Genomic DNA, 12846 nt, shown 5'->3' with positions numbered 1-12846 from the left:
TCGGTTTTGTCTGGAAAGACCGCGGGCTCAGGCGCCGACGCGGCGCAGGCCCCCGGCCGTGGTCGGGCGCTGCTCGCCGCCTGACAGGATCACGCGGTCGATGCGGGTCTTCTCGGCGCGGAAGGCGGCCAGATCAGCTCCGCCGAGGATGGTGCCCTCCTGGGTCTTGACCCCGGACGGGTTGATCCGTCGGCCGTTCTGCCAGATCTCATAGTGAAGGTGCGGGCCTGTAGAGGCGCCGGTCGAGCCGACATAGGCGACGACCTGGCCCTGACGGACCCGGACGCCGGCGCGGATGCCCGAGCCGTAGCGCGACAGGTGGGCATAGCCGGTTTCAAGGCCGTTGGAGTGACGGATGCGCAGCCAGTTGCCATAGCCGCCCCAGCGACGCGCCTCGACCACCACGCCATCGGCGGGGGCGAGAACGGGCGTGCCGGTCGGCGCGGCGAAGTCGATGCCCTGGTGCATGCGGCGGTAGCCGGAGATCGGGTGACGGCGATAGCCATAGGAGGAGCTGACCCGGGCCCGGTCCAGCGGCGTGCGCATGAAGGCCGAGCGCATATTCTTGCCCGAAGCATCGAAATACTGGGCCTCGGCCGAGTTGGCCGGCTTGAATCGGTAAAAGACCTGACCCTTGAGCTCGGCATACAGAAGCTCGCCGGCCTCAACCACGCGGCCGCTTTCGGTGACGGTCTGGCTGAACACCAGTACAAACTCGTCGGAGGCCCGGATATCCCGATCCAGGTCGAATTTGTGCGAGAACAGCTGGGTCGCCTTGCGGATCACCTGGCCGTTGGCGCCGGCCTGACGGGCGGTGGCATAGATCGAGCCCTTGACAGTGCTACGGACCACCACGGTCTCGTGGGTGACCTTTTCCTCGATGGCGCGCAGGCGAAGGGCGCCGTCAAAGGTGCGCGACACGGTCAGTTGGCTGGCCGGACCCGTACGCATGGTCAGGCCGATCAGGCGCGCCCCGCCCCGGCCGCCGCGCGGCTGGGCGATGGCCGTCTCGAACCGGAGACCGGCGCGCAGTTCGTTGACATCATAGGCGTTGGCGATGGTCTCGGTAACAGCGCGGGCTTCCTCGTCCGGGATACCGGTGCGGCGCACGGCCTGCTCGAAGGTTTCGCCCTTGCGGATCTGGACCGGGATGGCTTCCGGTGCGCCCATGCCGGCCAGGGTTCCGGCGGCGGCGATCGCCTGGGCTTCAAGCTGGGTGATGGACTCGGCACTGACAGCAACGGGAACCTCGGCCCTTACCGGGTGGTAGACCCGGCCCGCCAGCATGGCGACCATCAGGGCCGCGCAGGCGGTGAAGATGTGCGGCGCAAGGCGCATCGGTTGGCGGCGCGGATCAAATTGAGCCATCGTTTCCCGACATATCGACGACGCCCATACGGCGCCACGCGTGATACCAGCAAGTTCCGCGCCGAAGACGCCCCTCCGGCACCGGAGGTCCGCCTATAGCCCGTCAGCCCCCCAATGTGAAGCGCAAGGGTTACGAAGTCTTAATGGCAAAGCCTGTTTTTCCGTGTTCAAGGCAGACATAGCGAGAACAAAGTCGTCTGCTTCGAGTTATGCGGGATGAGAACGGCGAATCCGGCCCTGAATTGCGCGAGATCGCTGACAACATTCGATCGTTCAACCAGTGTTCTTGGGGCAACCATACAGTGCTCATGAAGCAACAGCCCGTGCATCCGCCTGCACAGCTGAACCGGACAGGGACCGGGGCGTCAAACAGGCGCGTCCCGTTCAGGGACAGGTTATAGCCGTCTCGTGAGCACCTCCCCGCCAGCACCTGGAGACACGGACCGTCCGCCTCCCCCCGTTCGGAAGCGGCCCGGGCGGGCGTGGCCGCGCGTGCTGACTGCGGTCATCGTCGGCGTGTTGATCCTGCTGGCGGCGCTTTATCTGAACCGGCGGATGTTGGCGCGCGAGATTCTGGTCGGCTGGCTGGACCGACAGGGGATCGCCGCCGAGGTCGAGGTCGAGCGGATCGAGCTGAACGGCTTTGTCGGGCGTATTCTGGTCGGAGATCCCGAGGACCCGGACTTCGTCGCCGAGCGGGTTGAGGTAGATTACAGCCTGACCGCCCCCTGGTCTGAGGTCGGGTTCGGCGCCCGCCCCAGCCGCATCCGACTGGTGGCGCCCTCACTCAGAGCCACCTGGCAGGACGGGCGCTTCAGCTTCGGCAGCCTGGATCCCCTGATCGAACGGTTCACGGGCCGACCGGTCCAGCCCGAGGCCTCTTCCCCCCTGGTTCTGGTCGAGCAGGGCGAGTTGCGCCTCACCACGGCATACGGCCCCGTGCGAGTGCTGGCGGATGCCCGGATCGAGGACAGTCGTCTGGTCCGACTGACGGCCCGCATGCCGAAGTCGGCGCTGGCGCTGGATGACCAGTCCGTTCGGGGGCTGAGCGCAGATCTGGACCTGACCACGCGCAGCGATCGCATGACCCTCAGCCTGACCGCGGCAGCCGACAACGCGAGCGGTGCGGACACCATCGCCCGTGATTTGACGCTCAATGTCGAGGCCGTCCTCCCCTATCCGAAAGGAACCCCGCTGAGGCTCGACGGGCCGGGGCAGATCGAGCTGTCGCTGGATGCGGCGACCTATTCTGCCGGTGACACCGAGGCGCAGACTGTGTCGATCGACATGTCCGGCGACGGACAGTTCGACGGCATTCTGACCCGCCCCCGGTTTGAGGGACGCAGCCGGGGGACAACCACAGCCGGGCGGTTCACGGCAGCAGGCTCAACCGTGACGGAGGCTCGAGTGGAGTTGGGTGACGCTACGACAACGCTCGATCTGTCCGCCGAGGCCGCGCGCTGGAGCCTTGTGGGCCCGGCCCGGGTTCGGGCTGTCCGCTTTGACAGCGAGGCCTTTGGCGGTCGCGATGTCGACCTTGCCACGCCGCGTCTGGTCGCCGGGGGCCGCGAGGGCCGGTTCGAGGTCACCGGGACGTGGCAGGCCACTGCGGGACAGTTGTCCTCAGGCGAGTTGCGACTGGCCGGTGTGTCGGGCCGGCTTAATCTCGATCTGGTCTCGGACGGGGCGCTGCGCCTGACCGGACAGATGTCCGCCGCCCAGGGCCGCTGGCCCCTGCTGGGAGCGCGCGCCGCAGATGACGTGCCGGAGCTTGGCGCGATGAAGGCCGCGCTGGGCGATTTCCGGCTGAACGCGCCTGGCTTTGTCTATCGCTCAGGGGTCGGCGGCGGGCGTCTGGACCTGACCCGGCCCGTCGCCATCCGGCCACTCAGCGGGGGTCAGCTCACGATCCGCGAGGGCGATGCCCCCGTTCTGGTGCTGCGGGACGGCGAGGCCCCGGGGGGGCAGTTGCGCCTGACCTCGACAGGTGGTGGCGGCCTGCCCGAGGCCGAGGTTTCCGTGCCACGCTGGGCCCTGATCCCCGGCGGGTTCTTGGCGGATTTCGACGGTCAAGCCACACTGGACTTCGGTCTCGGGCGCGGCCTGACCGTGTCCGGCGACGGACGTTTGCAGAACGTGGGCGGGGTGCTGACCGTCACCACCACAGACTGTCTGGCCGTCACCGCGGAACGGCTGGAACTGGGCGAGAATGACGTTGCGCACGTGGCCACTGGCCTATGCCCGACAGGGCGCGCGCCTCTGGTGTGGATCGCCGACGGCGGCTGGCGGGTGGACGGGCAACTGGCGGGCGGCTCGGGACGGGCGCCCTTCCTCGCGCTCGGGGTCGAGGACCTGAGTGGCGCACTTCAGGTCGTCGGACGCCCGCAAGGCCTGTCGCTGGACCTGACGGTCGGCGAGGCCCGGATCGAGGATGCGACCCGGCCGATCCGCTTTCACCCGCTGGAAGGGCGGGGCATGGCCCGGATGCGGGGCGACTCGTGGACGGGGGACTTTGTCCTGACCCGGAACGGCAGAGAGGTGGCGCAGCTGGACCTGGCGCACGACGGCCTGACGGGTGTCGGCGGCGTTGATATCTCCACCGGAGACCTGAGCTTTGCCAAAGGGGGTCTTCAACCGTCGATCCTGACGCCGCTCGCCGCGGATCTGGTCGGTGAACCGGTCACCGGCGTGGCGCGCTTTGACGGGCGGATCGCCTGGACGCCCGTGGACGGGACCAGCACCGGACGACTGGCGCTTCGCGACCTGACGTTTTCCAGCCCCGCCGGACAGATCATGGGGCTGGAAGGCTCTGTCGACTTCACCAGCCTCGCTCCGCTGACCACCGCGCCGGACCAGTCGCTGACTGCCCGATCGCTGGAGATCGCGGGTGGCGTCTCTGATCTCGGCGTGACCTTCACCCTGGACAAGGCGGCGCTGTCCGTTTCGGGTGCAGAGCTGGCGGTGGGGGCCGGACAGGTCACCGTCGAACCCTTCGACATCCCGCTGGACCCGGCCGTTCCCTGGGGCGGGACGGTCCTGCTCGAACGGGTGCAGGTGGGCGATCTGGTTGCGGGGGCGGGCTTTGGCGACAAGGTGCAGCTGGATGCCGTCGTCTCGGGCAGCATCCCGTTCGTGCGCAGCCCGGATGGCCAGATCCGCATCTCGGGCGGGTCGCTGCAGGCTGTCCAGCCGGGGCGTTTGTCGATCCAGCGCGAGGCGCTGTCCGGGCTGGAAGCGGGAGGCGGGGGCGAGGCGATCCCGCCGGGCGTGGTCGAGGACCTGGCCTATCAGGCGATGGAATATATGGCGTTCGACAGCCTGACCGCCCGCGTCGACAGTCTGGACGGCGGGCGGCTGGGGGTGCTGTTCCGCATCATGGGGCGTCACGACCCACCCGAGCGCCAGGAACTGCGGCTGGGCCTGCTGGATGTGATCCGGCGCGATTTCCTCGGCCAGCCGCTGGAGCTGCCGTCCGATACCGGCATCCGGCTGACGCTCGACACGACCTTCAATCTGGACCAGATCGTCTCCGACATCCTGGCGCTGAACCGTGCCCGGCGGGGGGAGCCCGATCCTGAGCCGGCGAGCGAGCCGTAACCCGAACCCGATCCGTGCGTTCAGACCCTGTTCACCCCCGTTGGCGCTGTATGGCATCGACACTGATGGAGACTTCCGGACATGAGGCCCTTTCTGCCCTACCGCAAAGCCCCCGCCCTGCTGGTCGCCGCGACCGTGCTGGCGCTGGGCGCGTGCACGCCGACCATTCGCCTGGAAGTCGCCCCGATCGAGATCTACGCCAAACTCGACGCCGACGTCCGGGTCCGCCTTGATCGGGAGCTGCAAGAGCTGCTGATCGAGAACCCCAACCTGTTCTGATGAACCGAGCCCTGAAGGGTATGACCATGACTTTCCGCAAACTCTTCGTCATCGCCGCAGCCGTCGCCGCTTTGGGCGTCGCCGCGACCGGTGCGTTCGCCCAGTCGGCCGAGCAAAAGGCGATGGTGGACCGCGCCAAGGCCGAGGGCATCGTCGGCGAACAGGCCGACGGCTATCTGGGCTTTCGCGTCAGCTCGTCCGATCCCGCGCTGAACGAGGCGGTGCAGGTGATCAATTCGGGCCGCCGTCAGGCCTATGCCCGCAGCGCCGCCGAAGCCGGCACGACTGCGGCCGTCGCCGGCGCGGTGATGTTCGAGACCCAGCTGCTGCCGCGCATCACTTCTGGCCAGTGGTACCGCACCAACGATGGACGCTGGGTCCAGCGTTAAATCCTGATATCCAGATAGCTACCGGGGCGCAGGGGGCGATCCGCCGCCTGCGCTTCGGTGCGTGAAGGCTCCGTGGGGGCAGCCGCAGCGGGCCGGGCGGCGACCTGCTGGACCGTCTCGACCTGGGCCAGCGCCTGCCGGAAGAACGCCGCCTGTGCCTGACGAACAGCTGGAGCGGGTCCCGCAGCGGGCGCAGCGGCCGGGTTCAGGGACGTGAAGGGGCGGATGTCGCTCATCCCTGACAGGTTAACGAACAGGGTTCAGAAATCGTTAACGGCGCGGACAGGTGACGGGGGTCAGGGGCGCTCGGCGGGGTCGTTGAGGGCGTCAACCAGACGGCGGACATCTGCCGCATCCGTCAGGGGCCCGGTGTGCTTGGCGACCACCCGGCCATAGGCATCGACCGCATAGGTTTCCGGCACGCCCGCTATGCCCAGATCCAGCCCGGCCTGACCCTCGGCATCGACCAGCACCATGGAAAACGGATCACCCAGCTCGTCCAGGAACTCGCGGGTGGCCGCAGGCTCGTCCTTGTAGGCGATGCCGACGATAGCAATCCCCTGATCCTTCAGCGCCATCAGGGCAGGATGTTCGATCCGGCACGGCGCGCACCAGGAGGCGAACACATTGACCAGCATGGGCCGTCCCACCCCGGCCGTCCTGATGTCCACCTGCCCCGGCCCGGCGACATCGCCGGTCAGCATGGGCAGGACGGTTTCGGGAACGGGTTGTCCGACGAGAGCATCGGGCTTGTAGGCCGGGTCGCGGTTCAAGGCCCAGCCTGCGAACAGCATGGCGAGGCCGACCAGCACGACCAGCGGGAGCAGGGCCAGCCAGCGCTTCATTGGTTGTCACCCTCCAGCCGCTCAAGCTCGCGTTTCCAGCGGCGCGCCTGCGTCAGGCAGCGGGCCACCACCGCGACCAGCACACCGACCGTCACCGCCCAGGCGGGCCAGACGAAGGCGGCATAGGGGCCCATATCCAGATCGATCATCCCTGAGCCTCCCGCGCACGGCGCGCCCTGATCGCCAGCACCCGGCGGCGCACGACCTCGGTGCGGATCGCCGTCAGCCAGACGGCGAGGAACAGCAACAGCCAGGCGGTCATCATGACCAGCAGCGGCCACAGATAGGCCGGGTCCAGACTGGTCCCTCCGGCGCGCAGCAGCGACGCCGGTTGATGCAGGGTGTTCCACCAGTCGACCGAGAACTTCACGATCGGCAGGTTGATCAGGCCGACCAGCCCCAGCACGGAGGCGGCGCGGGCGCCCCGGCCCTCGTCGTCAAAGGCGCCGCGCAGGACGGCATAGGCGATGTAGAGCAGGAACAGCACCAGCATGGAGGTCAGGCGCGCGTCCCAGACCCACCAGGTGCCCCACATGGGCTGGCCCCACAGGGCGCCGGTGATCAGGGCCAGACCGGTAAAGGCCGCGCCGGGCAGCACCGCCGCCCGGGCCGCCGCATCGGCCAGCGAATGCCGGAAGATCAGATAGAACAGGCAGCTGATCCCCAGCGAGGCATAGACCGCCAGCCCCAGACTGGCTGCCGGCACATGGATGAACAGGATCCGCACCGTGTCGCCCTGCAGGGCATCCTCCGGCACGCGGAAGGCCCAGACCGAGCCCACGGCCAGCAGCACCGCCGCGATCACCCACAGGGGGCCGACCAGCGGGCGGGTGACGCGCATGAACCTGTCGGGATTGGCCAGACCGAACATGGGCGCGGCTTACCCCCCCGACCGCAGGGCGGCAAGCGGCCCGCATGTCGCGGCCAAGGTCGCGGGGGGCGGCGTCATGTGCGGCTGCCCCGGAGGCCCGCAGCCCCGGCCAGCACGCCGATCACTACCGCCACAAGCGCACAGGCGCACAACAGGGCCAGCGCCGGGCCGGGCGAGCGGCCGTCCGCCTGCGCGACCAGCGCCCCCGCGCCGAAGATCACGGGCGGCAGGAACAGCGGCAGGACGATGACCGCGATCAGCAGCCCGCCCTTGCGCGCACCGATCGCCAACGCCGCGCCCAGCGCGCCGGTGACGGAAAAGGCGAGGGCGCCGACCGCCGCCGTCAGGGCCAGCAGGGGCAGTTGCGCCGGTGTGAGACCAAGGCTGATCCCGACGGGCAGGGTCATGGCGGCAAGCGGCAGGCCGATGGTCAGCCAGTGCGCCAGTGCCTTGAGCACCACCACGCCCTCGTCCGGCAGGGGGCCGAGCGCCAGAAGGTCGAGGGTGCCGTCCTCGAAGTCGCGCTCGAACAGCCGTTCCAGCGTCAACAAACTGGCCAATGAAAGCGCCAACCAGACCAGTCCCGGCGCCAAACTGGCCAATTGATCGAGGCGCGGCCCGGCGCCCAGCGGCACGATGACCGCAAGGCTGAGCAGAAAGCCGCAGGCCAGCAGCGGTCCGCCGCCGCCATTCCACGACAGGGCCATTTCGCGCCGGAGCAGAAGCAGGGCCGCGCTCATGCTGTCCCGCCGATCTCGCAGGTGCGGGCGGGGATCGGCAGCGGGTCGTGGACGGCGGCCAGGATTATGCCGCCGCCGGCCAGATGCGCCTGCATCAGCTGTCCGACCTCAGCCCGCCAGCGGGCGTCGAGCGGCGACAGGGGTTCATCCAGCAGCCAGACGGAGCGGGGGGCGGCCAGCAGGCGGGCCAGCGCCAGCCGCCGCCGCTGGCCGGCCGACAGCCGTCGCACTTCCAGATCCATCAGACCTTCGAGACCCAGCGCCCTCACCGCTTCGTCGATGCCGCCGGGGCCACCACCGCACCATCCGACCTGAAACGCCAGTTCGTCGCGCGCGGTGCGGCCCGACCGGAAGCCGTCCTGATGGCCGATCAGATGCAGATGACGGGTGCGGGCGACCTCGAGGTCGAGATCCTGCCCATTGTCGTCGAACCTCATCCGCCCGGCCTCGGGCGTCAGCAGTCCGGCAATGGCGCGCAGCAAGCTGCTCTTGCCGGCGCCGTTAGCTCCCGTGAGGGCCACGGCCTCGCCCGGGCGGACGCTCAGGTTCAGGTCCTCGAACAGTCTGCGCTCGCCGCGCCGCACCGCCACACCCTCGAGCGTGAGGCGGATCATACCGGCACCGTCGTTTTGAGAACCGCTCTCAATGTCCATGACGCCGACAGGGATACATGGACGCGCGCGCAGCCGCGCACTATATCCGCGTGTGCCGCAGCAGGCTTTCGCCGCGCGCGCCGGGGACCTGTGTGCCCCTGCGTCTGTCGCGCGATCGCGCAACCGGATGTCCGGGCGGCCTTTGCCAGAGGAAGCTCTCCATGCCGTCAATCGACACTCACGCCACCCGCCGGGATCTCGCCGTCGGGCGTAAGAAGTATGCCTATTACAGCCTTGCCGCCGCAGAGGAAGCCGGTCTGACCGGGATTTCCCGCCTGCCGCGCTCGATGAAGGTTCTGCTCGAGAACCTGCTGCGCAACGAGGACGGGGTCTCCGTCACCGCCGAGGACCTGAAGGCCGTCGCCGCCTGGGTCGAGAACAAGGGCTCGGTCGAGCACGAGATCGCCTTCCGTCCGGCGCGCGTGCTGATGCAGGATTTCACCGGCGTGCCCGCCGTCGTCGATCTGGCCGCCATGCGCGACGCCATGACGGCGCTGGGGGCCGACCCCTCGCGCATCAATCCGCTGAACCCCGTCGATCTGGTCATCGACCACTCGGTGATGGTCGATCACTACGGCACGCCCGAAGCCTTTGAGGCCAATGTCGCCCGTGAGTATGAGCGCAACATCGAGCGCTACAAATTCCTGCGCTGGGGCTCGTCCGCCTTCAACAATTTCCGCGTCGTGCCCCCGGGGACCGGCATCTGCCACCAGGTGAACCTGGAGCATCTGGCCCAGACCGTCTGGACCGCCGAGGAAGGCAAGAAAACCGTCGCCTATCCCGACACCGTGGTTGGCACCGACAGCCACACCACCATGATCAACGGCCTTTCGGTTCTGGGCTGGGGCGTGGGCGGTATCGAGGCCGAGGCCGCGATGCTGGGCCAGCCGATCCCGATGCTGATCCCGGAAGTGGTGGGCTTCAAGCTGACCGGTCGCCTGCCGGAAGGGGCCACGGCCACCGATCTGGTGCTGACCGTCACCCAGATGCTGCGCAAGCGCGGCGTGGTCGGCAAGTTCGTCGAATTCTTCGGCCCGGGCGTCAACGTCCTGACCATCGAAGACCAGGCCACCATCGCCAACATGGCCCCGGAATATGGCGCGACCTGCGGCTTCTTCCCTGTGTCGCAGGCGACGCTGGATTATCTGACCGCCACGGGGCGCGACAAGTCGCGCGTGGCGCTGGTCAAGGCTTATGCCGAAGCGCAGGGCCTGTGGATCGACGAAAGCTCCGAAGATCCGGTGTTCACCGATGTTCTGGAACTGGACATGGCCGAGGTCGTGCCGTCGCTGGCCGGACCCAAGCGTCCGCAGGACCGGGTCGAACTGACCAATGCTGCCCCGGCCTTCCAGACGGCGCTGGGCGAGGTGTTCAGCCGCGACGCCGACGCGCCGCGCGTGGCCGTCGAGGGTGAAAAATTTGACCTCGGCGACGGCGATGTGGTGATCGCCGCCATCACCAGCTGCACCAATACCTCCAACCCGTCGGTGTTGATCGCCGCCGGTCTGGTGGCCCGCAAGGCGAAGAAGCTGGGCCTGTCGGTCAAGCCGTGGGTGAAGACCTCGCTGGCCCCCGGCTCGCAGGTGGTCACCGACTATCTGACGGCCGCCGGTCTGCAGGACGACCTGAACGCCATGGGCTTCAACCTGGTCGGCTATGGCTGCACCACCTGTATCGGCAACTCGGGGCCGCTGGACCCGGCAATCTCGAAAGCCATCAATGACAATGGTCTGGTCGCCACCTCGGTCCTGTCGGGCAACCGCAATTTCGAGGGCCGGGTGAACCCTGATGTGCAGGCCAACTATCTGGCCAGCCCGCCGCTGGTCGTGGCCTATGCCCTGGCCGGTTCGATGCGCATCGACATCACCAAAGACCCGATCGGCAAGGACAAGAAGGGCAAGGACGTCTTCCTGAAAGACGTCTGGCCGACCAATCAGGAAATCGCCGACATCCAGAGGAAGTCGGTCACCCCGGCCATGTTCGCCAAACGCTATGCCGATGTCTTCAAGGGCGACAAGCACTGGCAGGGTATCGAGACCGCCGGCGGCCAGACCTATACCTGGGACGATACCTCGACCTATGTGCAGAACCCGCCCTATTTCGAGGGCATGACCATGGAGCCGGCGGCCGTCACGGACGTCGTCGAGGCGCGCATCTTGGGCATCTTCGGCGACTCGATCACCACCGACCACATCAGCCCGGCCGGGTCGATCAAGAAGAGCTCGCCCGCAGGCGCCTATCTGACCGATCATGGCGTCGATGCGCTGGACTTCAACTCGTACGGGGCCCGTCGCGGCAACCACGAGGTGATGATGCGCGGCACCTTTGCCAACATCCGCATCCGCAACAAGATCACGCCCGAGATCGAGGGCGGGGTGACCAAACACTTCCCGTCGGGCGACACCATGTCGATCTATGACGCGGCCATGCGCTATCAGTCCGAGGGCCGTCCGCTGGTGGTGTTCGCGGGCAAGGAATACGGCACCGGGTCGTCGCGCGACTGGGCGGCCAAGGGCACGCGCCTGCTGGGCGTCCGCGCCGTCATCGCCGAAAGCTATGAACGCATTCACCGGTCGAACCTGATCGGCATGGGCGTGGTGCCGCTGCAGTTCAAACAGGACGGCTGGACCCGTCTGGGCCTGACGGGCGAGGAGATCGTCACCATTCGCGGCCTGTCGGACGCCAATGTCGGCAAGCTGAAGCCACGTCAGGACCTGTGGGTCGAGCTGTTCCGCGCCGCCGATGGCAAGATGGCCCGCTTCCCGGTGCGCTGCCGCATCGATAATGCCACCGAGCTGGAGTATTTCACCGCCGGGGGCGTCATGCCCTATGTGCTGCGGAACCTGGCCCGCGACTGACCTTTAGTCTGACCGCGATGGAAAAGGCCGGGGTTCGCTCCGGCCTTTTCTTTATCAGCCGAACGCTTCGCGGCAGAGCTGGCGGCCGAACGCATCCCCCAGGGCGACGCGGCGGGCGCCGACGTCGTCTCTCCGGTCAGACAGGGCCGCCGAGAGGGGGTAGCGCCCAACCACCCGTCCGCGCCGGTCGATCAGGTCGACACTGCCTGAGAGTTGCGCACGCCCATTCTCTCCGATCAAATCCGATCCGCGATCCAGCGCATGGATGAAGACCACAGCCCGCACACCTCGCTCGCCTCGCGCGCAGGCCTCCGTCTGACGACGAAATGCGGGAACGAACGCTTCGGAGAAATCATCCGCCGGGCTGTAGTAACTGCTCTTTACCTCGATCCGGTCGATACGCAGTCCGGTGGCAGTGAGAGGGTCGAGCGCAATATGGGTGTCAGGATCCCAATCCCAGAATTCGGACGTGCATCCGCCCAGAGCCAATGCTGTGACGATACCCGTCAGTCCCGCGTACCGCATCAGTTCGGCGTCGCGTTGTGCGGGCCGGGGCGGCGCGGGTTGCGGGAGAAGGCGGCGTCGCACAGGGCCCGACCGAAGGCCTCGGCCACGATCATCTGGCGGTCACCGAAGATGCCGGCGATGCGGCCCCCGGCGTCGACCTCGACGATCAGCGGGTAGCGACCCACGACCAGATTGTCCCGGCTAGGATCGACCAGTTCGGCCACGGCGCGGACCTGGTGCCGGCCCTCGCCGTTGAGGGCGACCTCCAGACGTCCGGCGCGGTGCACGTCCTCGACGTGAAGCCTGAGGTCGAGCGGCCAGGTGCCGTAGGCGCAGGTGCGCATCTCCTCTCCGACCTCGTCCACGAAGGTGTCGGAGAAATCGTCCTCGACCTGCAGCCAGTCGCTGGACATGTAGATGGTCCCGATCGAGGCGGTCTCGGCCAGGCCGGGCGGCAGGTCGAGCGGGGGGCCGCCCTCGACGACGGGAGCACAGGCGGCGCTGGCCAGAACGGCGAGCACCGAAGCGGAAACAAGGGCGGATCGGATCATTTCAGGAACCGGGGTTATGAAGGGCCTGAACCGCGTCATGACCCGGGATTTCGCCCGGACCTAGGCCGTAGACTCATAAACGCGCAGCCACAGTCGCATCGAGGCGAGTTGGACCATGGCGAGGAAGTTTTCGGCCAGCTTGTCGTAACGGGTTGCAACCCTGCGGAAGTGCTTCAGCTTGGAGAAGA

13 protein-coding genes and 1 pseudogene are annotated in these 12846 nt (G+C 67.8%); 4 read left to right on the top strand and 10 right to left on the bottom strand.

Features of this window, described 5'->3' with window-relative positions:
* Window positions 1–27: 27 nt before the first annotated feature.
* Complete coding sequence (locus EG854_RS03130) at window positions 28–1368, bottom strand: M23 family metallopeptidase (RefSeq protein ID WP_123286281.1); 1341 nt, start codon at window positions 1366–1368, stop codon at window positions 28–30.
* Window positions 1369–1860: 492 nt separating this feature from the next.
* On the opposite strand from EG854_RS03130, the gene EG854_RS03125 reads away from it, so the two are divergent.
* The 3 genes from EG854_RS03125 to EG854_RS03115 all read left to right on the top strand — a co-directional run bounded on the left by EG854_RS03125 (window position 1861) and on the right by EG854_RS03115 (window position 5633).
* Window positions 1861–4965: an intermembrane phospholipid transport protein YdbH family protein gene (locus EG854_RS03125; protein WP_241153105.1), complete on the top strand. Its 3105-nt coding sequence runs from the start codon at window positions 1861–1863 to the stop codon at window positions 4963–4965.
* Window positions 4966–5046: 81 nt separating this feature from the next.
* Window positions 5047–5244, top strand: a complete 198-nt coding sequence (locus EG854_RS03120; RefSeq protein ID WP_123286279.1) for a YnbE family lipoprotein — start codon at window positions 5047–5049, stop codon at window positions 5242–5244.
* A gap of 26 nt (window positions 5245–5270) precedes the next feature.
* Complete coding sequence (locus EG854_RS03115; RefSeq protein ID WP_123286305.1) at window positions 5271–5633, top strand: DUF1318 domain-containing protein; 363 nt, start codon at window positions 5271–5273, stop codon at window positions 5631–5633.
* On the opposite strand, the gene EG854_RS03110 is transcribed toward EG854_RS03115, so the two are convergent.
* The 6 genes from EG854_RS03110 to ccmA form a co-directional block, all read right to left on the bottom strand.
* Window positions 5630–5869 (bottom strand): hypothetical protein, encoded by a 240-nt coding sequence (locus EG854_RS03110; protein ID WP_123286278.1) that lies wholly within the window; start codon window positions 5867–5869, stop codon window positions 5630–5632. The two genes, EG854_RS03115 and EG854_RS03110, sit on opposite strands and share 4 nt — an antisense overlap.
* 60 nt (window positions 5870–5929) lie before the next feature.
* A complete protein-coding gene (locus tag EG854_RS03105) occupies window positions 5930–6478 on the bottom strand; it encodes a DsbE family thiol:disulfide interchange protein (RefSeq protein WP_123286277.1) in 549 nt (182 codons plus the stop codon).
* The gene (gene ccmD, locus EG854_RS03100; protein ID WP_123286276.1) at window positions 6475–6627 is read right to left on the bottom strand and encodes a heme exporter protein CcmD; all 153 of its coding nucleotides are present in this window, start codon (window positions 6625–6627) and stop codon (window positions 6475–6477) included. Before ccmD ends, EG854_RS03105 begins: the two co-directional genes overlap by 4 nt.
* Window positions 6624–7349 (bottom strand): heme ABC transporter permease CcmC, encoded by a 726-nt coding sequence (gene ccmC / locus EG854_RS03095; RefSeq protein ID WP_123286275.1) that lies wholly within the window; start codon window positions 7347–7349, stop codon window positions 6624–6626. Before ccmC ends, ccmD begins: the two co-directional genes overlap by 4 nt.
* 74 nt (window positions 7350–7423) lie before the next feature.
* Window positions 7424–8089, bottom strand: a complete 666-nt coding sequence (gene ccmB, locus EG854_RS03090) for a heme exporter protein CcmB (RefSeq protein WP_123286274.1) — start codon at window positions 8087–8089, stop codon at window positions 7424–7426.
* Window positions 8086–8703, bottom strand: coding sequence for a heme ABC exporter ATP-binding protein CcmA (gene ccmA, locus EG854_RS03085; RefSeq protein ID WP_123286273.1), 618 nt, complete (start codon window positions 8701–8703; stop codon window positions 8086–8088). The genes ccmB and ccmA overlap by 4 nt, the downstream gene beginning before the upstream one ends.
* A gap of 200 nt (window positions 8704–8903) precedes the next feature.
* Here ccmA and acnA point away from each other — a divergent pair, with 200 nt between their 5' ends.
* Window positions 8904–11600 carry an aconitate hydratase AcnA gene (acnA, locus tag EG854_RS03080; protein WP_123286272.1) on the top strand — a complete coding sequence of 899 codons (2697 nt, stop codon included), beginning with the start codon at window positions 8904–8906 and terminating at the stop codon, window positions 11598–11600.
* Window positions 11601–11654: 54 nt separating this feature from the next.
* On the opposite strand, the gene EG854_RS03075 is transcribed toward acnA, so the two are convergent.
* From EG854_RS03075 to EG854_RS03065, 3 genes and pseudogenes are all read right to left on the bottom strand, one after another.
* Window positions 11655–12125, bottom strand: coding sequence for a hypothetical protein (locus EG854_RS03075; RefSeq protein ID WP_123286271.1), 471 nt, complete (start codon window positions 12123–12125; stop codon window positions 11655–11657).
* Window positions 12125–12658: a hypothetical protein gene (locus tag EG854_RS03070; protein WP_123286270.1), complete on the bottom strand. Its 534-nt coding sequence runs from the start codon at window positions 12656–12658 to the stop codon at window positions 12125–12127. Before EG854_RS03070 ends, EG854_RS03075 begins: the two co-directional genes overlap by 1 nt.
* A gap of 60 nt (window positions 12659–12718) precedes the next feature.
* Window positions 12719–12846 (bottom strand): annotated as a pseudogene (locus EG854_RS03065) (IS5/IS1182 family transposase); the annotation flags it as partial.

This window comes from Brevundimonas halotolerans (assembly GCF_003730275.1).
GTDB lineage: Bacteria > Pseudomonadota > Alphaproteobacteria > Caulobacterales > Caulobacteraceae > Brevundimonas > Brevundimonas halotolerans.
The sequence above is the reverse complement of the archived record's forward strand: the minus strand, read 5'-3'. Positions and strand labels throughout refer to the sequence as shown.

What these genes read in the sequence shown, in the direction of transcription:
- EG854_RS03130 (WP_123286281.1), bottom strand. Translation starts at nt 1,368, where the DNA reads ATGGCTCAATTTGATCCGCGCCGCCAACCGATGCGCCTTGCGCCGCAC.
- EG854_RS03110 (WP_123286278.1), bottom strand. Translation starts at nt 5,869, where the DNA reads ATGAGCGACATCCGCCCCTTCACGTCCCTGAACCCGGCCGCTGCGCCC.
- EG854_RS03120 (WP_123286279.1), top strand. Translation starts at nt 5,047, where the DNA reads ATGAGGCCCTTTCTGCCCTACCGCAAAGCCCCCGCCCTGCTGGTCGCC.
- EG854_RS03105 (WP_123286277.1), bottom strand. Translation starts at nt 6,478, where the DNA reads ATGAAGCGCTGGCTGGCCCTGCTCCCGCTGGTCGTGCTGGTCGGCCTC.
- EG854_RS03070 (WP_123286270.1), bottom strand. Translation starts at nt 12,658, where the DNA reads ATGATCCGATCCGCCCTTGTTTCCGCTTCGGTGCTCGCCGTTCTGGCC.
- ccmC (WP_123286275.1), bottom strand. Translation starts at nt 7,349, where the DNA reads ATGTTCGGTCTGGCCAATCCCGACAGGTTCATGCGCGTCACCCGCCCG.
- EG854_RS03075 (WP_123286271.1), bottom strand. Translation starts at nt 12,125, where the DNA reads ATGCGGTACGCGGGACTGACGGGTATCGTCACAGCATTGGCTCTGGGC.
- ccmB (WP_123286274.1), bottom strand. Translation starts at nt 8,089, where the DNA reads ATGAGCGCGGCCCTGCTTCTGCTCCGGCGCGAAATGGCCCTGTCGTGG.
- acnA (WP_123286272.1), top strand. Translation starts at nt 8,904, where the DNA reads ATGCCGTCAATCGACACTCACGCCACCCGCCGGGATCTCGCCGTCGGG.
- ccmD (WP_123286276.1), bottom strand. Translation starts at nt 6,627, where the DNA reads ATGATCGATCTGGATATGGGCCCCTATGCCGCCTTCGTCTGGCCCGCC.
- EG854_RS03115 (WP_123286305.1), top strand. Translation starts at nt 5,271, where the DNA reads ATGACTTTCCGCAAACTCTTCGTCATCGCCGCAGCCGTCGCCGCTTTG.
- ccmA (WP_123286273.1), bottom strand. Translation starts at nt 8,703, where the DNA reads ATGATCCGCCTCACGCTCGAGGGTGTGGCGGTGCGGCGCGGCGAGCGC.